At 58.6% G+C, this 17,572-nt stretch carries 16 protein-coding genes; 7 read left to right on the top strand and 9 right to left on the bottom strand.

All coding sequences use genetic code 11. The features are described 5' to 3' along the window. Positions 1-12: 12 nt before the first annotated feature. Positions 13-978: a Bug family tripartite tricarboxylate transporter substrate binding protein gene (locus AC1D3B_RS00830; RefSeq protein ID WP_478188768.1), complete on the top strand. Its 966-nt coding sequence runs from the start codon at positions 13-15 to the stop codon at positions 976-978. Between the two features lie 7 nt (positions 979-985). On the opposite strand, the gene AC1D3B_RS00825 is transcribed toward AC1D3B_RS00830, so the two are convergent. Further along, the gene (locus AC1D3B_RS00825) at positions 986-1,384 is read right to left on the bottom strand and encodes a hypothetical protein (protein WP_478188767.1); all 399 of its coding nucleotides are present in this window, start codon (positions 1,382-1,384) and stop codon (positions 986-988) included. Between the two features lie 73 nt (positions 1,385-1,457). Continuing rightward, positions 1,458-1,733, bottom strand: coding sequence for a DUF2164 domain-containing protein (locus tag AC1D3B_RS00820; RefSeq protein WP_478188766.1), 276 nt, complete (start codon positions 1,731-1,733; stop codon positions 1,458-1,460). A 140-nt stretch (positions 1,734-1,873) separates the two neighbouring features. Between AC1D3B_RS00820 and AC1D3B_RS00815 the strand changes: the two genes are divergently transcribed. Both AC1D3B_RS00815 and AC1D3B_RS00810 read left to right on the top strand, forming a co-directional pair. After that, on the top strand, positions 1,874-2,230 hold the full coding sequence (locus tag AC1D3B_RS00815; protein ID WP_478188765.1) for an AAA family ATPase: 357 nt from the start codon (positions 1,874-1,876) through the stop codon (positions 2,228-2,230). Between the two features lie 160 nt (positions 2,231-2,390). Continuing rightward, positions 2,391-3,410 (top strand): phosphotransferase family protein, encoded by a 1,020-nt coding sequence (locus AC1D3B_RS00810; RefSeq protein ID WP_478188764.1) that lies wholly within the window; start codon positions 2,391-2,393, stop codon positions 3,408-3,410. Positions 3,411-3,606: 196 nt separating this feature from the next. Here the strand turns inward: AC1D3B_RS00810 and AC1D3B_RS00805 are convergent, their stop codons facing one another. The 3 genes from AC1D3B_RS00805 to AC1D3B_RS00795 form a co-directional block, all read right to left on the bottom strand. Then, positions 3,607-5,256 carry a 3-(methylthio)propionyl-CoA ligase gene (locus tag AC1D3B_RS00805; RefSeq protein ID WP_478188763.1) on the bottom strand — a complete coding sequence of 550 codons (1,650 nt, stop codon included), beginning with the start codon at positions 5,254-5,256 and terminating at the stop codon, positions 3,607-3,609. Positions 5,257-5,500: 244 nt separating this feature from the next. Continuing rightward, on the bottom strand, positions 5,501-6,301 hold the full coding sequence (locus AC1D3B_RS00800; RefSeq protein ID WP_478188762.1) for an HpcH/HpaI aldolase family protein: 801 nt from the start codon (positions 6,299-6,301) through the stop codon (positions 5,501-5,503). Between the two features lie 86 nt (positions 6,302-6,387). Continuing rightward, positions 6,388-8,373, bottom strand: a complete 1,986-nt coding sequence (locus AC1D3B_RS00795; protein ID WP_478188761.1) for an aconitase family protein — start codon at positions 8,371-8,373, stop codon at positions 6,388-6,390. A 552-nt stretch (positions 8,374-8,925) separates the two neighbouring features. Between AC1D3B_RS00795 and AC1D3B_RS00790 the strand changes: the two genes are divergently transcribed. The 3 genes from AC1D3B_RS00790 to AC1D3B_RS00780 all read left to right on the top strand — a co-directional run bounded on the left by AC1D3B_RS00790 (position 8,926) and on the right by AC1D3B_RS00780 (position 12,774). Beyond that, on the top strand, positions 8,926-9,921 hold the full coding sequence (locus tag AC1D3B_RS00790) for a Bug family tripartite tricarboxylate transporter substrate binding protein (RefSeq protein WP_478188760.1): 996 nt from the start codon (positions 8,926-8,928) through the stop codon (positions 9,919-9,921). A 55-nt stretch (positions 9,922-9,976) separates the two neighbouring features. After that, a complete protein-coding gene (locus tag AC1D3B_RS00785; RefSeq protein ID WP_478188759.1) occupies positions 9,977-11,419 on the top strand; it encodes an aldehyde dehydrogenase family protein in 1,443 nt (480 codons plus the stop codon). Between the two features lie 140 nt (positions 11,420-11,559). Next, positions 11,560-12,774, top strand: a complete 1,215-nt coding sequence (locus tag AC1D3B_RS00780) for an MFS transporter (RefSeq protein WP_478188758.1) — start codon at positions 11,560-11,562, stop codon at positions 12,772-12,774. A 150-nt stretch (positions 12,775-12,924) separates the two neighbouring features. Here AC1D3B_RS00780 and AC1D3B_RS00775 read toward each other — a convergent pair whose 3' ends face one another. Then, positions 12,925-13,986, bottom strand: a complete 1,062-nt coding sequence (locus tag AC1D3B_RS00775; protein ID WP_478188757.1) for a Bug family tripartite tricarboxylate transporter substrate binding protein — start codon at positions 13,984-13,986, stop codon at positions 12,925-12,927. Between the two features lie 150 nt (positions 13,987-14,136). Here AC1D3B_RS00775 and AC1D3B_RS00770 point away from each other — a divergent pair, with 150 nt between their 5' ends. Next, positions 14,137-15,105: an SMP-30/gluconolactonase/LRE family protein gene (locus tag AC1D3B_RS00770; protein WP_478188756.1), complete on the top strand. Its 969-nt coding sequence runs from the start codon at positions 14,137-14,139 to the stop codon at positions 15,103-15,105. Positions 15,106-15,125: 20 nt separating this feature from the next. On the opposite strand, the gene AC1D3B_RS00765 is transcribed toward AC1D3B_RS00770, so the two are convergent. The 3 genes from AC1D3B_RS00765 to rraA all read right to left on the bottom strand — a co-directional run bounded on the left by AC1D3B_RS00765 (position 15,126) and on the right by rraA (position 17,491). After that, positions 15,126-16,088 (bottom strand): LysR family transcriptional regulator, encoded by a 963-nt coding sequence (locus AC1D3B_RS00765; protein ID WP_478188755.1) that lies wholly within the window; start codon positions 16,086-16,088, stop codon positions 15,126-15,128. A gap of 138 nt (positions 16,089-16,226) precedes the next feature. Continuing rightward, on the bottom strand, positions 16,227-16,904 hold the full coding sequence (locus AC1D3B_RS00760) for a glutathione S-transferase family protein (RefSeq protein WP_478188754.1): 678 nt from the start codon (positions 16,902-16,904) through the stop codon (positions 16,227-16,229). A 41-nt stretch (positions 16,905-16,945) separates the two neighbouring features. Further along, the gene (rraA, locus tag AC1D3B_RS00755) at positions 16,946-17,491 is read right to left on the bottom strand and encodes a ribonuclease E activity regulator RraA (RefSeq protein WP_478188753.1); all 546 of its coding nucleotides are present in this window, start codon (positions 17,489-17,491) and stop codon (positions 16,946-16,948) included. Positions 17,492-17,572 lie beyond the last annotated feature (81 nt).

The following is a 17,572-nucleotide window of genomic DNA, read 5'->3' as shown; positions in this document are numbered from 1 at the left end:
GGAGACACAACAATGAAACGCTTCCCCGTCACTGCGCTCGCCGCCGCACTGGCCATCGTCCCGCTGCTGGCACAGGCGCAGGCCTTCCCCGACAAGGCGATCACCTTCGTGGTTCCCTTCGCCGCGGGCACAGCCACCGACCAGATCGCCCGCGCGATCGGCAACGGCGTGACGGCGGAGACGAAGCAGCCCGTGGTGATCGACAACAAGGCGGGAGCGAGCGGCTTCATTGCCTCGCAGCAGGTGGCGAAGGCGCCCGCCGACGGCTACACGGTGCTGATCACCACGAACACCACGCACGCGGCCAATGAGCACCTCTTCAAGAAACTGCCGTACGACCCCGTGAAGGACTACGCGCCCATCGCCGCGCTCGGCAAGGGCGGCCAGATCATGGTGGTCAACCCATCGTTCCCGGCGAAGACTGTCGCCGAATTCGTCGCGCTGGCGAAGAAGGAGCCGGGCAAGTACAGCTTCGGCAGCGGCAGTTCGTCGAGCCGGATGGCGGGCGAACTGCTGCAACAGATGGCAGACATCAAGCTGCTGCATGTGCCCTACAAGAGCAACACGCTCGCGGTGACCGACCTTCTCGGCGGCCAGATCAACATGATGATCACCGACACCGCGACCGGCCTGCCACAGGTCAAGTCCGGCAAGCTGCGTGCGCTGGGTGTTTCAAGCTCGAAGCGCTCGCCGTTGGCGCCCGACGTACCGACCATCGCCGAAGCCGGCGTGAAGGGCTACGAGATGGGCTATTGGTTCGCCGCCTACGCGCCGGCGAAGACACCGCCCGCGGTGATCAAGCGGCTGAACGAGTTGCTGGTCAAGGCCGCGAAAAGCGAGGCGGCCAGGACGGCCTTCTACGAGCCCACCGGCACCGAAGTGTTCACAACTTCGCCGGAAGAGCTTGCGAAGTTCCAGGCCGCGGAATCGCGGAAGTGGGGAAGCATCGTGAAGGCGGCGGGCATCGAGGCCGAGTAACTCCGGCCTACCGCCCAACGGTCGACATGACCGTCGCCCGGCACCTCGGCTGCTCCGCGGGCGGCAGCAGCCGGCAGTTGTCCAGCGCGCGCTGCTGCATGTCGCTCAGCCGGGGCTGGTTGCGCCGCGGGGGAGGAGGCGGCTGTTGCCAGTGATGCGGCGGCGGCGCCTGCCAATGGTGAGGTGGCGACTGCCAGTGCTGCTGATGTCCCCTGCGAACCCAGCGGTGGCCGTTGCCACGCTGCCAGCCTCTGTCCCACATGCATCGCTCGAAATTGACGCCCCTGCGATCGCAGGCTCGCAGGTCGCGATCGAACTGAGGGGTGTTGTGCCATTGGGCCATGGCGGGCACCGAGGTCACAAGCCCTGCGATCGCCAGGAGGATTGACGAGATCACCTTGTTCATGGCTTCGGATTCTGCGCCCGAGGTCGACTCTCACGCGAGCTTTTCGGATGGCTACCCGAAGTCGCTGCTTCCATCATTTCCGCGCCCGGTCCTTGCGGTCGTACTTGCGCCAGTACTGGAATTCTTCCTCATGAACTTCGATGTCCAGTTCGGAGATCCTGGCCTGCAGGCGCTCCTGCACCTCGGACACGGCGCGGTTGTAGATGACCGGGCCGACTTCTTCCAGGAAGAAGCCGAGGAGCGCACCCGCGGCGATGTTGCCGATGGGTTCTTCCATGTTTTCCCGGAAATACCTCTCGATGGAGGAGATGGCCTCCTTCCGGGCTTCCTTGCTCAGTTCGATGGTCATGTAAACCTACCCTCCGTCCTTGTATGGTAGGGCCGATTCAGATGGCAAGTCAGGGCTCTTGCGGTCGATCCGCCCTTTCGAAGCGCGTGCGCACTGACCATTGGTCTGGCCACAATCGACCATGGATGAAGGAGCTCGTCATGACCGACGCCCAAAGTGCAACGCCGAATGCACTACGCATGGGCGGTGCGGGTTGGAGCCCTGGCATTCCGGAATGCCAGGCCTGGTTGAAGTTGTCGGGGTTGGCCCTGGAACCTCGTCATTTGACCGCGCCCGCTCAGTACCGCTGTGCCTCGACCATACTTGTTGCAGAGCCCTGGCCGGAAGTCTATGTGCGCAATGCTGAGCGCCAAGCAAGCTTCGAGCGGGCTACCCGTTCCTATGCGTCAACCGTGGCGGCGTATGTCGAGGCTGGGTATTCAACCTGCGTCATTCCAAAGGTTTCTGTGCAGGCGCGACTGGCGTTCGTCCTCGAACAAATGGCGAACATGATGTGAGGCTGTAGTCGGCCCAGATGCGGACCTTCGATGCCGCCGCTCGTTCGTAGGTTCGCGGCCCTGATGCGGCTCGCTGAAGTCACTTGGCACAATCAGACGTCAGCGCCATCGAACAAAAACACTTTCGTGCACTCAAAGGAATCGTTTGGACAGTTCGTTGTTGACCCGGCTGCTCGCGGCCGAATCCTTGATGGAAGCAATCTCGACGAACGTCGACCTCGCCGGCGCTCAGCTGCTTTCCGCGACCCCGAGACCCATCGACGCCCCCGGCTACCTTTCCGACTTGGTCGGTGTCACGCTGGCGTGGAATGCAACGACCAGCCTTCCGACGCACGCTGTGCTGAAGGCCTCGCATGTCGGATTTGGGCGAGAGGAATTGCCGTTCTACCAGACCATCGCGGGACGGCTGAACTGCCCCGTCGTTCCCCAGTACTTCGCTGGCGGGACCGATGAACTGACAGGGCGAACGTGGCTGCTGATGGAGGATTTGTCCGGCTCGCACGAACGCCCCAGCGAAGCCCCCTTGCCGCCGACTCTTGCGCGAAGCAAAAAACTGGTCGAAGCGTTGGCGCAGTTTCACGCCGCTGGATGGAACAACGCCGCCTGGCAAGACACCGGCCCCACGCTTTGGCAAAGACTTCGGTCGTCAGAGTGGCTGGAACCGGCTTCAGAGCGCTTGTTCAACCAGGCAGGCGATGCACTGGATAGCCGAGCAAGGGGCGTGTACGCACGATTCCTGAGTGACTTCCCTACGCTGGTGGAGCGCTCCGAACAACTGCAAGGGAAAACCTTGGTCCACGGCGACGCACATGTCTGGAACTGGATGCTGCCGCGCGATGCCACGATTGACATACCGAAGCTCATTGACTGGGACGGCTGGCATGTCGGTGTCGGCGTCTGGGACCTTGCCTACATGATGGCTCTGCAATGGGACCGAGAGGTTCGTCAGCGCTTCGAGAATCACCTGCTCGACCGCTACTACGCGGCGCTGGCGGCTTCAGGCGTGAGCGGCTACTCGCGCGAGGCGCTTCAGGAAGACTATCGGCTCGCGGTGCTTCTTCACCTGCGTACGCCTATCGCCCGATTTGCCAGGAAGATGTCGGCCTACGTCTGGTGGCCACAGCTTGTCCGGATTCAGCATGCGGTGGAAGACCTCGGCTGCATTGAAATGTTGAACTGAGCGCGAGTACATTGCGGCACAAGTCGGCGAGAAGCGGAACGGTCGGACGAAGCGCGTGCGCACTGACCACGTAGCAGGCAACAATCGGCCCAGAACCGGTCACTCGCACCCACGGCAAAATTCGAACGAGCTGGGGCAGAAACTGAACCATGAGCGGACGTAGCGCACGCCTGTCCCTTGATGACGGCGGAGTAGCTTATGCCTGAACCTCAGGCAGCTTGTAGTCCTTCAGCATTTCGCGCAACCGTGTCTTGAGGATCTTGCCGGTCGCGCCAATTGGAATGGCATCGACAAACACCACGTCGTCAGGCACTTGCCACTTGGCGGTCTTGCCTTCGTAGAACTTCAGCAGCTCTTCGCGCGTGACCTCCATATTTGGCTTTTTCACTACCGCGATGATCGGCCGCTCGTCCCACTTCGGATGGAACACGCCGATGCAAGCCGCCATGGCGACGGCCGGATGCGCAACGGCAATGTTCTCAATTTCGATCGAACTGATCCATTCGCCGCCGGACTTGATCACATCCTTGCTGCGGTCGGTGATCTGCAGGTAGCCGTCGGGATCGATGGTGGCGACGTCCCCAGTGGGGAACCAGCCGCGGTTCTGCTCGTCGCGGATGAGCGGATGGCCGCCCTCGCCCTTGAAGTATTCCTTGGAGATCCATGGCCCCTTGACCAGTAGGTCGCCGAAGGCCTTGGCGTCCCATGGCAGTTCCTCGCCATTGCCGTCGACGATCTTCATGTCGACGCCAAAGATGGCGCGGCCCTGCTTCATGCGGATTTTCAGCTGCGCATCGGGCGACAGGGACAGGTGTTTGTTTTTCAGCGTGCATAGCGTGCCGAGCGGGCTCATTTCGGTCATGCCCCAAGCATGTAGCACCTCTACTTTGTAGGCATCCTGGAAGGCACGAATCATGGCTGGCGGGCAGGCCGAGCCGCCGATCACGGTGCGGTTGAGCGTGGAGAACTTCAGCTCGTTGGCTTGCATGTGGCCCAGCATCATCTGCCATACGGTGGGCACGCCGGCAGCGAACGTCACGCTTTCGGCTTCGATGAGTTCGTAAACTGATTTGCCGTCGAGCGCCGGGCCGGGGAACACGATCTTTGCGCCTACCAGTGCGGCCGAGTATGGGATGCCCCAGGCGTTAACGTGGAACATGGGAACCACGGGCAGCACCGAGTCACGCGCGGAGATGCGCATCACGTCGGGTAGGGCAGCGGCATAGGCGTGCAGAAGCGTTGAGCGGTGGCTGTAGACGGCGGCTTTTGGATTACCGGTTGTGCCGCTCGTGTAGCACATGCTCGACGCCGAGGTCTCGTCGAAAGTCGGCCAGTCATAGTTGTTGGATCGACCGCTCATCCAGGCCTCGTAGCTCACGAGGTCTGGAATGCCGCTGTCGACCGGAACCTTGTCGGCGTCACATAGCGCAATCCATTTCCTGACGGTGCTGCACTTCCCATGCACCGCCTGCACCAGCGGCAGGAAGCTCAAATCAAAGCAAACGATCTGGTCTTCGGCGTGGTTGGCGATCCATGCGATCTGGTCAGGGTGGAGGCGCGGATTGATGGTGTGCAGCACGCGGCCTGTGCCGCTCACGCCGTAGTAGAGCTCCAGATGGCGGTAGCCGTTCCAAGCAAGCGTGGCCACTCGGTCGCTGAATAGAAGTTTCTCGCCGTCCAGCGCATTTGCGACCTGCCGTGCACGCGACGCGATCTTGCTCCAGGTGCTTCGGTGGATATCGCCCTCGACGCGGCACGAGACAATCTCGGTGTCGCTATGGTGGCGCTCGGCGAACTCGATCAGCGACGAGATCAAAAGTGGTTGGTCTTGCATCAAACCCAGCATGGATATCTCCTTTTTATAAAGTTGGCGTAGCGCTACAGACCACCTCGGGCAATCGTCCATGCTGTGCCTCAGAGAGAGCTACAAAACGATAGCTTGTGCAGGTCTATTCGATGTCGGATGCTTTTGTTCGGGCCATCAGGTCTACGGCGGGCTTAATCGCGCCCCTGCATCTCAGGCAATCGGACGCACCGCTGCAAACGAAATGGTCGAGCGATAAGCGCGTGCTGAGACCACTCAGCGAGGCTTACTCCGCGTTCGTGCGAGCGGGCAGTACCAACGCGCTTTTGTAGTTCTTCACTGCTTGTTCTGCTTCTGACCTCATGGCGCCAATGTCGGTCGCAGCAGTGAAAAAGTTGAATCCAAAATCGATACTTCTACGAATGCTGCTAGTGCCTGATGCGAGCAAACCAACAACCAAGCCTTGTCGTTTCGCGTGGCTCACGATGGTCGATACTGCAGCATCTAAGACTTCATCTTCAAAGAGCTTCGCCTTCGGGCGCCCGAGGGACATCGCCAAATCCATGGTGCCCAGATAGATCCCCGTCAGGCCGTCGACATCGGTAATGGCCTCGATGTTTTCCACGCCTCGGGCAGTCTCAATCATCGCGAACGTAGCGATAGTGGAGTTTGCTTGCTCCAAGTACTCACTTCCATACTGGCTGAAAGGCAGTGTTGGGCCGAAACTTCTCCGGCCAAGAGGAGGGTAGTAGGCGTACTCGACCAACCGTGCGGTTTGCTCACTCGTCTCAATCATTGGACAGGTAATACCCAAAGCGCCCGCGTCCAACATCTGCTGGATTACTCCTTCGTTCAGCGCTGGCACCCTGACCAGAGGGGTCACGTTCAAGCGGCTTAGCAACTGAAGCATCGGGATTGCCTCAGAGGAACCAATCAAGCCGTGTTGCAAATCGACCGTGACACAGTCGAAACCTTGAGATGCAAAAATCTCAGCACTAAATGTGCCCGGCATCATGCAATAACCGTTGCTCAACGCACCGCCGGCTGCGGCAGCACGTTGCTTAAGTGAGATGAGAGGGAGGCGCATTTTTCTCTTGTCAATTTCTACAGTATCAACGTGTGAAGGCCCGAGCCTTGAGCTCAGCGAGCTAACCGGTGAAGCGACGCTCCTCTTCATCCGCCTAGTGGAAGGGCAGCACCTACGGCTTGCTCATCGAACCGCGACATGAGTTCGGCGAAGGACAACAACTCGCCACCAATGGCGCTTGCCGCGACTGTAGGTGGACTGGCAAGCCATATCTGGCCCGGACCAGAGCGACCGGGAAAATTACGATTCTGCGCACTGACCGTGACCTGTTCGGGCCTCAGTGACGCTCCTGGACCAGTATTGGCACAAGCACCGCAGTCGGGTAGGAGAACGGTCGCGCCGACCCGCCTGAAGGTCTCCGAATAGCCGTTGGCTTCGCAGTAGTCGCGGACGGCCATCGTGCCGAACTGAAGATAGAACTCGACGCCTTCAGCTACCTTCAAGCCACGGTCTGCCGCCCATGATAGGACGGCGTGATAACCATCGAAGTCTTCACGCTTCCCACCAGTACATGACCCGGCAAAAGCGATGTTGATTTTCGGCCGCTCCGGAAGGCTCGATAAGGGTACCCCGTTTCCAGGATCGCCCGGAGCAGCAACCATCGGCGATAGCTCAGATGTCTCGACAACAATAGTGTCTGAATAGCTCGCGCCCTCGTCACTCTTCATCCAAGGCTCAAGCGTGAAATCAACGCCGCGCCGTTCGCGCAGGAACTCACAGGTCTTCTCGTCAGGTTCGACGATCCCTGCAAAGCCGCCGAGTTCTGCCACCATGTTCGTCAACGTCGCTCGTTCATCGATCGACAAGTGGCGCATGCTCGTGCCAGCGAATTCGAACACCTTTCCAAGTCCAAGGCCGCTACGAATTTTTGGATTGGCAAGTAGGCTCAACGCGAGGTCTTTGCCAGTAATGCCTGCGGGGACGTCGCCATTGAACTCGATGCGAATCGTTTCCGGCACAGTCAACCGCACTGCGCCGGTCAGCATGGCACTGGCCATGTCAGTTGTACCAACGCCAAATGCCAAACATCCAAGAGCGCCCGAGTGAGGCGTGTGGGAGTCAGTTCCCACCAAAACCTGGCCAGGGAGTGCGTATTTCTCGGCCATCAAGGGATGGCAGATACCCTCGGAGCCGCCAGCGCCTGGCAGGTACCCGTGTGAGCGGATCCCATACTCCTTCATGAACTCGCCGTGGGTATCGTGCATGACTCTCATGCCGACCGGGGGTTTTGCTGGAAAAAGGTACCTGGGATGCTGGCTGATATACGACGCGTGCTCGGCAAATCCTATGATTGAAGGCACGTCTACCAGCTTCAACGGCCGACCAAAAGTAGCGTGCATCATGTGAGCTGCCATTCCGGTGTAGACCTCGATGATGTAGCGCCAGTCCGCACGAATGAAAGCGCCTTGCCCTGGGATGAGGTCGGTGCTCGTATGACTTGTCTGGACTACGTGCCTCCGCAAAATCTTTTGCGTGAGTGTTAAAGGCTTGCTATCGTCTTCAGACACGGATTGGCTTTGAACCGATTGCAGGTGCTCACGACCGTAGAGCAGCAGCCCACCCATACGAAGGATTGACGCCGCCAGCTTGTCGCGCGGGGCAAGGAGTTCTTCGATCTCGATCTGCTCCCCACGCTGAATACGATCGACAAGACCCAGGTCGGTGGAGGTGTAGAGGCCAACGTTGTCAGCGTTCTGCCGATAAATTCGCTCGAAACTTTCTGCAATTACCAAGCGAATGCCGGCATACCGCTGTGCCATCGGGCTGTGCTCACGCGACGACCCCTTACCAAAACGACGACCACCTACGGTGACTGAAAAATTGCCCGCCAGCGCGGCATCCCTGCTAATAGGCTGAGTGTCCCCAGCGCTGAAACCTGTGTAGACGTAGCGACCTAATTCCTTATCGACGTGGATCAACGAAGGGCCAGGCGTGATCTCGTCGGTCGAAATATCATTGCGCAACTGTCCTGCATCGCTCAGGCTCAGGTTGGTGCCGCCCAACTGGGCTCGCACTTTGCCTTCGTCATTGCACAGAAAAAGAATGCGGCCAGGAAGTTCGAGGTGGGTCATTTATGTCTCTCCATCACTTCGAAGTCTATGTAGCGTGGCTGTTTCAAGAACTTCCCATTGCGCAGGCTACCGTTCGTCAAACGCGAAGCAACCTGGCGGCACTTGGCAAGAACAAGCAGCTTCCACACAAGCGGTGGCTTGCCATAACCACATCCGCAACGCGCGTGAGTAGGCCGACGGGCGCGTAGAACTTCGACTGAGGCTGAGCACGGCGGTGCCAGCGGATGGGGGATAGGCGCCACCTCCATGGCTTGACCTACCTTCTTGGGGTCTTCCCTCAGATCACCTTCCGCAAGCGTGGTCCCTACGCTCAGCGCTGCACCTTCCTCTGAGGCGTGCGCCACCCTCGCGAATGGCGAACGGGCGGTTGCGAAAACGGAAGCTTAGGACCGCACAAAGGACCCTACATTTTCATGGCGCACTTGAGGTCGGCAGTAAACAAACGCGCTAGTACTAGTGGATGAGCGTAGCCCACGATGAGCGCGCAGGTGTCCGGCGTATCGCATACACGAACAGTTCAGCTGAGCACGCGAACATAACGAAAGAGACAAGATGATCCAAAAGTTTTTCAGTTCTGGCCGTCGGTCCGCGGTTGTGGCCTTGCTGGCGTGCTTGCCCTTGGCCATGTCAGCCACGGCGTTCGCACAGGCCACTAGGAGCGGGCAACTTCGCCTTATCGTTCCAAATCAAGCAGGGTCAGGCAACGATGCCTTTGCGAGGGCGATATCGGGCGCTTTGACATCTGCGTTCGAGCGCCCTGTTGTTATCGACAACATTCCTGGTTCAGGCGGAATGATCGGCACGCAGCAGGTTGCTCGCGCTCCAAAAGACGGCTCGGTACTGGGTCTGGTTTCCTCAAACTTGGTCATCAACCCGTTTATTTACAAGTCTGCGCCGTTCGACGTTTCCCGAGATATCACAATCATCTCGGTCGTAGCTTCAGGTCCACTTGCTTTAGTCACCAACCCGAAGAAAATCAACGCCCGAACCACAAAAGAGCTGATCGCCGAGTTGAAGGCAGACCCTAAGAAATTCTCTTATGGCTCCGCAGGCAATGGAACGGCACTGCACTTGGCGGCTGAACACGTCCTTAACGAAGCGGGCGTGCAGATCCAACACATTCCCTACAAGGGGGCGTCTGCGGAGATGACGGACATCATGAGTGGGCAGGTCGACTTCGGAATGCTGCCGCTCGTTATGGTCGAGCCGCAGGTAAAGGCCGGAAGACTTCGTGCCATAGCGCTTACGTCGCCGCAGCGAAGTTCATTCATGCCCGACATCCCGACTTTCGCAGAGAGCGGATTGCCAGGCGTCAACCTCGATTCATGGATTGCAGTGATTGGGCCCGCCGGAATGGCAGCTCCGGTCGTCGCAGACACGTATCGAAGAGTTCAGAAAGCACTGTCGACGCCAGAGGTGCGCACCTATCAGCAAGCACAAGGCAGCCTACCCCCAACTCTAACGCTGGAGCAGTCGCGTGATTTCCTCACTAGCGAACTGGACAAGCACGGCAAGCTGGTCAAGCGTACTGGCGCAACGGTGGACTAAAGATCGCTTACGCGAGGTGTTTACCTGAATCTAACTTTCACTTCCAGCTCAGAAAATGCTCCATCGGAACAGCTCGTACATTTCAGGTGCCTGGCGGCAGAGTGCCACGGACGCACCTACCATTCCTGTTGTCAATCCCGCTACCGGCGAGGTTATAGGAACAGTTAGCCAGGCTTCCGCCACCGAAGTAAACCAAGCAGTCGAGGCTGCTGCAGCAGCGTTCAACGCATACTCACAAACTTCGCTCAAGGAGCGCCTGGGCTACCTACAAGCCATCGTCGCTGCGTATGAGAAGCGAATGGAGGATATGGCCCGCGCTATCACGCAGGATATGGGCGCTCCATATGCAAGCTTGTCCGTCAAGATGCAGGCTGCAATCGGGCTCGGACATTTCGCGACAGCTCTCCAGATTGCTCCGACGTACCCCTGGCAGGAGCTTCACGGTTCCACGCTCGTGGTGAGAGAGCCCGTAGGTGTCTGCGCTTTGATTACGCCTTGGAACTGGCCGATGAACCAGATCGCTTGCAAGGTCGCTCCTGCGCTGGTTAGCGGATGCACGATCGTTTTGAAGCCCAGTGAGCTGGCGCCAGCCTCCGCAAACGTCTTTGCCGAAATACTGCATGAAGCAAAGCTGCCCGCCGGTGTCTTCAACATGGTTCATGGGAAAGGCGAGGACATCGGACCAATTCTCTCCGCCCATCCGCTGGTCGACATGGTGTCGCTCACAGGATCTCAGCGTGCCGGGAGCGCCGTGTCTTCCTTCGCCGCAGCTTCGGTAAAGAAGGTCTCGCTGGAGCTGGGCGGCAAGTCTGCCAACATCATCCTGGAGGACGCCAATCTTGAAGAAGCTGTGACGCACGGCGTTATGGCGATGATGCATAACAGCGGTCAGAGCTGCAACGCGCCGTCGCGAATGCTTGTGCCTGCAAACCTCATTCAAGACGCTGAACGCATCGCGGCTGCCGCTGCAAACAAGCTTGTAGTTGGTGATCCGATGAGCAGCGAGACGGACGTTGGGCCAATCGCCAATGAGCGGCAGTACGAACGCGTTCAAGCTTTGATTCAGAAAGGTATCGACGAGGGCGCACTTCTTGTCGCCGGTGGGCTGGGACGACCCGATGGGTTGGGACTTGGCTTTTATGCAAAACCAACTGTGTTTAGCCGGGCGAGCAACAGCATGACGATCGCGTGCGAGGAGATTTTCGGACCGGTGTTGACCATGATTCCCTACGAGGATGAAGAGAGTGCGATCTCCATTGCCAACGACAGTCCGTATGGTCTCTCTGGATACGTGTATGGCGGCACGCTGGATCGAGCGAGCAAAGTTGCCTTGCGGCTGCGCACTGGCATGGTTCATCTGAACGGTGCCCCTCCAGATCTCGCGGCGCCTTTCGGCGGATACAAACAGTCCGGCGTCGGCCGCGAATGGGGCAGGGCGGGCCTTGATGAATTTGTGGAGACGAAGGCTGTTATGGGCGCGCAATCGAGCGGCGCGTGAAGCACCGGCGCGTCACTGAAGTTCATTAAGAGTACGGATAAATGATGTCATCACTTCCGTCGGCTGTTGTGCCGACCTCAGCCAGCTCAGCCAAAGACCGTGCGTATGCGCGGATATGTCTCAGGTTGCTGCCAGTTCTGATGTTCGCCTACATTGCCGCCCAGTTGGATCGGGTCAACGTGGGCTTTGCTAAGGCGCAGATGCAGTCGGCGCTTGAGTTTAGCGACGCTGTATACGGGTTGGGGGCTGGCATCTTTTTTATCGGCTACTTCATATTTGAGGTTCCGAGCTCCGCAATCTTGGCGCGTGTTGGGGCAAGGCGCTGGCTTGCGCGAATCGTGATTAGCTGGGCCATTCTCTCCGCGCTGACGGCGTTCGTTCAGACAGCAGGACAGTTCTATGCCGTGCGGTTTCTAATTGGCGCAGCTGAAGCTGGGTTCGCCCCGGGTGTGATTTACTACCTCAGCACCTGGTTTCCAAACGCACGCCGAGGTCGCGCGACATCATATTTCGGCACCGCGATACCTCTCGCTTTCATCATTGGTGCGCCGGTATCGGGCTGGATACTCCACTCCTTCGCTGGCTCGACGAGCATGCAGCCTTGGCAGTGGCTCTTCGTTCTGGAAGCGATTCCAGCCTTGGTTGCTGGGGTGCTGCTACTTGGCTTTCTGGATGACAGTGTTGGCGCAGCGAAGTGGCTTTCCAAAGCAGACAGAGAGACGGTTGAAGATGACCTTAGAGCCGACAATCAGGAAAAAATCGCGGGCGTTCCGCTGGCGAGTATGTTTCGAATGCCTGCGGTTTGGAAGCTGTCGTTCATTTGCTTTTGCCTCATTATGGGCCTCTATGGTCTGAACTTTTGGATGCCATCGCTCATCATGCGTTCAGGCGTAAGCGACGAATTCACCGTTGGTCTATTGACTGCAATCCCCTATACGGTTGCGCTAGCTGCCATTCTCGTGACCGGCCGAACTGCAGACAAGACGCGTATGCGCAGAGCTCACTTTTCGGGAGCGATGATTGCGGGTGCGCTTGGACTATCTGGCGCCATGGCTGTTGGCGGAGGACCTGGTGCGACGGTGCTTCTGCTCTCTATTGCAGCAGCAGGCCTGTTGTCTGCGACGGTCTTGATCTGGGCCTTTCCGACGGCCATGATGCACGGCGCAACGGCTGCGGTTGGCATTGCCATTGTGAATTCGCTTGGCAACCTCGCAGGGTTTGTATCGCCGTTCGCAGTTGGGTGGCTCAATGTGCGAACTGGTAGACCTGAGCTTGGGATGTACCTTGTGTCGGCATTTGTCGCTATTGGTTCTATCGCTGCGTATAGGCTGCCGGCTCGGGTGGTGGACAAGTAGTTTTCAACCGCAACTACACGCATTACGTAGCTGCGAGGATCAAGCGCTTGCATAGGAGGCGCTGGCCGGTCACCTCGGCCACGCAATCAGACCTCATTCCTGGCTCCTGTGCGTGCTGGCTCGCGAAGCCAGCATCCGGCCCGCGCAGCCTTAATCCAGCTTGATCGCCATCGGTTTTACAATGGTTTCCCAGAAGGCGACTTGTTCGCGGCTGAACGTAGTGGCCGCTTGGCCAGTCTTCAGAAAAACCTGGGCGCCAATTGTTTCGAGCTTCGCTTTAGCTTCTGGTGACTCAAGCGATACTTGCGCAGCCTGCGCCAGGCGAGTCATCGCGCCTTCAGGTGTACCTGCTGGGACGGCAAGAGCAAACCACAGAGAGATCGGAACGTTCTTGATTTCGAGTTCATCAAGGGTGGGGACGGCCGGCAGTTGGGACATCCGCTTCTCGGTGGCGACTGCAAGAATCTTGATCCGTCCGGACTCAGCGAAGGCTCTTGCCGAGCCGAAGTCAACTAATGCGGCTCCGATAGTTCCAGTGGACAGGTCCGTCAGAATGCTGCCCATTCCGCGATAGGGCACGTGCAGCATTTTCGTGCCGGTCCGCGTTTGGAGCAGTTCCATTCCGACGTGCAAAGGCGAGCCAACCCCTGGGGAACCGTAGCTAATCTTTCCTGGGTTGTCCTTTGAAGACTGGATGAATTCCTGGAAATTCTTGCTTGGGCTGTCGCCTGGGACTGCCAAAACAAGCGGTATTCGTACGAGCGTGGCAACGATTTTCAGATCCTTGGGTGCCGAGTAGGGCAGCTTGCTAAAGATCAGATGCGCGGTTGTAAACAGAGAGTTATCAATCGTCAAGACGGTGTAGCCATCCGGGGCGGACTGGGCAACATAACCAGTTCCAATCGTTCCTGCGGCCCCTGTGCGGTTGTCGACCACAACAGCCTGGTTCAGAGTTTTAGCCATACCTGCCGATACGATCCGTGTGACCGCGTCCATGCCGCCGCCTGCCGGGACGGGGACCACCCACTTAATCGGCCTGTCAGGGTAAGTGGCTGTCTGCGCCAATGCGTCCGCTCCAAGCGCCGCGAGGATGGCGGAGGACAGGACGGTCAAAATGGTTTTCGCCACGACACGACGGCCAAGCTGGGTTCTTGAATGGTTCAAGCTTTGTCTCCTGGGTTTTTTCCGCACCAGGCGGTACTGTTTGGCCATCCTATTTTCCCGGCGCCCTGCCACGTTGATCATTTGCCAGGTGCGCGTTCGCAAACGGAGAAGGTCCTACGTAGCTGATTCGCGGATTAGCAGGTGCACGCTGGCGAAGAAGAACTGTTGAGCGTCCGAAGCACCATAGAGTGTTGGGATATGGAAGACCTTCACATTCAAGAACCAAAGTTGGAGTTTCACGGCGAAAAGCTTTCACGACCTGAAAGCGTGCTTGTGACGGAGAGCGGCCGGGTGTTCGTTTCTGATCACGAGGCTGGTGTTCTTGAGCTGGGGTGCTCACGCCAGCCTTTGATTGACCCACCGAAAGACTTCGTCTCCAACGGCTTCGCGCTCCTTGAAAGCGGCGATTTCTTGATCGCCAACTTGGGGGGTGAAGGGGGCGTCTGGAAACTGGACGCGTCGCGCCGCCCGTTGCCGTTCCTCATGAACGTGGAGCGGCAAAGCATGAGCAACACCAACTTCGTCATGCTCGATCACAAGGGCAGGCTCTGGATAACGGTATGCACACGCCAAACGCCGAGAGAGCTGGGGTTCGACCGTCATATTGCTGACGGCTACATCGCAGTCGTTGATCCACAAGGGGCGCGCGTTGTTGCTGATGGGCTGGCTTTTGCTAATGAGTGCCGTGTGCACCCTAGTGGCGATTGGCTCTATGTGAACGAGTCGGTTGGGCGTCGACTTGTCCGCTTTAGGATCTACGAGGAGTCGGGCCGCGTGACCTTAGGTGCCAAAGAATGCGTCCATGAATTCAACGACGGAGACTTTCCGGACGGCCTGGCGTTCGACTGCCTTGGTGGCGTCTGGGTGGCATGTGTGATCTCGAACCGCGTAATCCGCATTTCACCCTCTGGGGAAAAGCAGGTTGTGCTGGACGACTCGGACCCTGAACTCAATGCACTTGCCGAGACCGTTTACGCCAGGTCCGGTGTCGAAAAATCTGTATTCGAGATGGGGATGCGACGCGGTTTGCGAAATGTGTCCAGCGTTGCCTTTGGAGGAGCCGACCTGCGCACCGTTTACCTTGGCTCTCTCGGCGGTGACCGCTTGGCAAGCTTCCGTTCCGAAGTTGCCGGTCACCGGCTTGCGCATTGGCAGTTTGGAAGTTGAATTTGCGCGCGAGTATCGCGTTACCTCGAATTTCTGGTGTCGGTGAGAAATGTAGTCAGCGTTGTCACTGCGACGGAGTGAGGACGTGATGCAAGTGTGAGGATGCACAAGTCTCGCTCCGCCCACTTGTCCGTGATCGGGATTGAGCGGACCCGCTCTGCGTCTTCATAAGGCCACACCATCCCCGACGGTTGTATCGCCACGCCGAGGCCGGCCCGGACGAGGCTGCGAGCAGCTTCGCCAGAGGCAACTCGATACCTGGGCTGATATTTCATCTTCAGTTGTGCTGCTGCGTGTTCCAGCAGCCGGGTCATTCCGCTCTTTTTGCCACTGCCGATGAGATCGGTCCCCAGCAGGTCTCGAAACGTAAACTTTTCCGTATTGGCGAGAGGATGCAGGACACTGACTACTGCCACGAGGCGGTCGGTGCGATAAGGCTGGATCGATAGTTTGGGCGACGGGTCGAGTGGAGGCGAGCAGATTCCGACGTCGGCCACGCCGGACGCCACAGCGTGCTCGACCTCAACTGAATCGCCCTCGTCAATGTCCAGCGTCACTGCTGGAAAGTTGCGGGTGAATGTGCCCAGATCCTCGGCTAAGTATTCTGCAAGCGCGGAGGCGTTGGCCCAAAGTCTCACATGTCCCTGAACACCCACGACGAAGTCACCAAGTTCATGGTGGAGGTCGTCGATGGCAGTCAGGATGCGCTTGACATGTGAATCAACTATCGCGCCTGCCGCTGTCAAGCGCGTGCCTTTCGGATCGCGGTACATCAGCCTAAAGCCGAGCGTGTCCTCCAGCTGCTGAATTCGCTTCGTGACGGCTGAGGGAGCAATTGACTCGCGGACAGCAGCGCGCCCGATGTTTCGCTCTTCGGTAATCGAAGCAAACAAGCGCAACGTCATGAGATCCAATTTGCGGATCCACGTGCCCACGTTCATTGGGACCATTCGCGCTCCATCTTCCTTGGGTTCATTCGACATTTCTGCTCCCGTCAACAAGCGCAGTGAAACATTGCAAAGCCGTCCACTTCACGCGCCTAGGGGGGCGGAGGTAGAGGTCGCGGGCCGGTTGGAGCAAATTCAGGACCTTCCTATCAGGCGTTTAACCCGCACTGGCATTTAGCGACCATCCGGCCTGATCTCGGGGGCGGGGGTTAGGGAAACACCTTGCGCCTCGGCGGCCCTTTGTTGCGCATCTATTGCGCCCTTGAAGCCCGGTCGCGCCTGTAGACGTTCCCAATATGCCGCCACCGACGAGGTGAAGCGCCCTGCCAGGTCAAGGTGTTGGGCCAGCAGCAGCGCATAGCCGACCGACACATCCGCCGCAGTAAAGCGCCCCGCGCAGAGGTGGTCGCGCTCCGCGAGCAGCGGCTCCAGCGTTCGTAAGCGCGCCAGGAACCATTTGGCATAGTCTTCAGCGACCTGCGGCTGCTTTCGTTCCGCAGGTTCGAAGTGCGCATACCGCAACACGAGCGTTTGAGGAAACGTCAAGGTCGCCTCACCGAAATGGAGATAGTTGAGGTACGAACCGAAATCTGGCTCTTCATGGCCTACATCCAGTTGGCCTGCCGAGAAGCGAGCAGCCAGGTACTGGCAGATCGCGGCCGATTCGGTCATTCGTATGGCGCCCTCGGAAAGCATCGGCACTGTCCCGAGGGGGTTGACCTCAAGGTACTGCCGCGACAGAACTCGCGGCGGAAAGGGCAGCATCTTAAGCTCGTAGGCCAGCCCGATTTCTTCGAGCATCCAAAGAGGGCGGAACGAGCGTGCGCTGACGCAGTGATGCAGGGTGATCATCGGGGAGAGGTCTGATACGGCGCCGAGTCCGCCGCTTCAGTTTACCGTGGGGTTGACCCAGTGGCGTACCCAACTGTGGCAGCAATTGCGTCAGCAACGTTGATGTCCGATTCCGTCATGCCCTGCGGCAGCACGATCACCCCGTCTTCATCCGCAACCAACCGTGCACCCGGGGGAAATGTGATCCCGCCAAAATGAACCGGGAGGTCTATTTCGCCCATTCCGCCCATGTTGGCCCGGCGAGGGATCGTTCCGAGAGCTTTCACCCCGATGTTCATGTCGTCGATCTCCGCTCGATCTCTGATCATGCCGTTGACAACCACACCTGCCCACCCGTTGCGAGTGACGAGGCCGGCCATGACGTCTCCAAAGAGTGCACGCCATTCCAATGCACCTGCGTCGATGACGAGTACCTGTCCATCGCCCGCTTGATTGACCAGGACGCGAAGGGCGCTGAGCCCATCTGTGTATCGCGCTGTGCGGATAGCGCCGGCAAACGCCCTAATTTGGCCATATCCCACAAACGGTAAAGCGCAGGCCTGCGCCTGCTCACATGCGTCACAAAGGTCGGTTGTTTTGATGCTCATGTACATATCGTAGGTCCACGAGACTTTTTTCGCCGAGTGCCCGCGATGTCAGCGGCGGCCCCAGAAGGTTGGTTCAGGTAG

This window comes from Variovorax sp. P5_A3 (assembly GCF_056400665.1).
Note: the sequence above shows the minus strand (reverse complement) of the source record. Positions and strands in the feature narration are given on the sequence as shown.

Excerpts from the sequence above, each read along its gene's own strand:
- AC1D3B_RS00830 (WP_478188768.1), top strand. The coding sequence starts at position 13 with ATGAAACGCTTCCCCGTCACTGCGCTCGCCGCCGCACTGGCCATCGTC.
- AC1D3B_RS00825 (WP_478188767.1), bottom strand. The coding sequence starts at position 1,384 with ATGAACAAGGTGATCTCGTCAATCCTCCTGGCGATCGCAGGGCTTGTG.
- AC1D3B_RS00820 (WP_478188766.1), bottom strand. The coding sequence starts at position 1,733 with ATGACCATCGAACTGAGCAAGGAAGCCCGGAAGGAGGCCATCTCCTCC.
- AC1D3B_RS00815 (WP_478188765.1), top strand. The coding sequence starts at position 1,874 with ATGACCGACGCCCAAAGTGCAACGCCGAATGCACTACGCATGGGCGGT.
- AC1D3B_RS00805 (WP_478188763.1), bottom strand. The coding sequence starts at position 5,256 with ATGCTGGGTTTGATGCAAGACCAACCACTTTTGATCTCGTCGCTGATC.
- AC1D3B_RS00800 (WP_478188762.1), bottom strand. The coding sequence starts at position 6,301 with ATGCGCCTCCCTCTCATCTCACTTAAGCAACGTGCTGCCGCAGCCGGC.
- AC1D3B_RS00795 (WP_478188761.1), bottom strand. The coding sequence starts at position 8,373 with ATGACCCACCTCGAACTTCCTGGCCGCATTCTTTTTCTGTGCAATGAC.
- AC1D3B_RS00790 (WP_478188760.1), top strand. The coding sequence starts at position 8,926 with ATGATCCAAAAGTTTTTCAGTTCTGGCCGTCGGTCCGCGGTTGTGGCC.
- AC1D3B_RS00785 (WP_478188759.1), top strand. The coding sequence starts at position 9,977 with ATGCTCCATCGGAACAGCTCGTACATTTCAGGTGCCTGGCGGCAGAGT.
- AC1D3B_RS00780 (WP_478188758.1), top strand. The coding sequence starts at position 11,560 with ATGTTCGCCTACATTGCCGCCCAGTTGGATCGGGTCAACGTGGGCTTT.
- AC1D3B_RS00775 (WP_478188757.1), bottom strand. The coding sequence starts at position 13,986 with ATGGCCAAACAGTACCGCCTGGTGCGGAAAAAACCCAGGAGACAAAGC.
- AC1D3B_RS00770 (WP_478188756.1), top strand. The coding sequence starts at position 14,137 with ATGGAAGACCTTCACATTCAAGAACCAAAGTTGGAGTTTCACGGCGAA.
- AC1D3B_RS00765 (WP_478188755.1), bottom strand. The coding sequence starts at position 16,088 with ATGTCGAATGAACCCAAGGAAGATGGAGCGCGAATGGTCCCAATGAAC.
- AC1D3B_RS00760 (WP_478188754.1), bottom strand. The coding sequence starts at position 16,904 with ATGATCACCCTGCATCACTGCGTCAGCGCACGCTCGTTCCGCCCTCTT.
- rraA (WP_478188753.1), bottom strand. The coding sequence starts at position 17,491 with ATGAGCATCAAAACAACCGACCTTTGTGACGCATGTGAGCAGGCGCAG.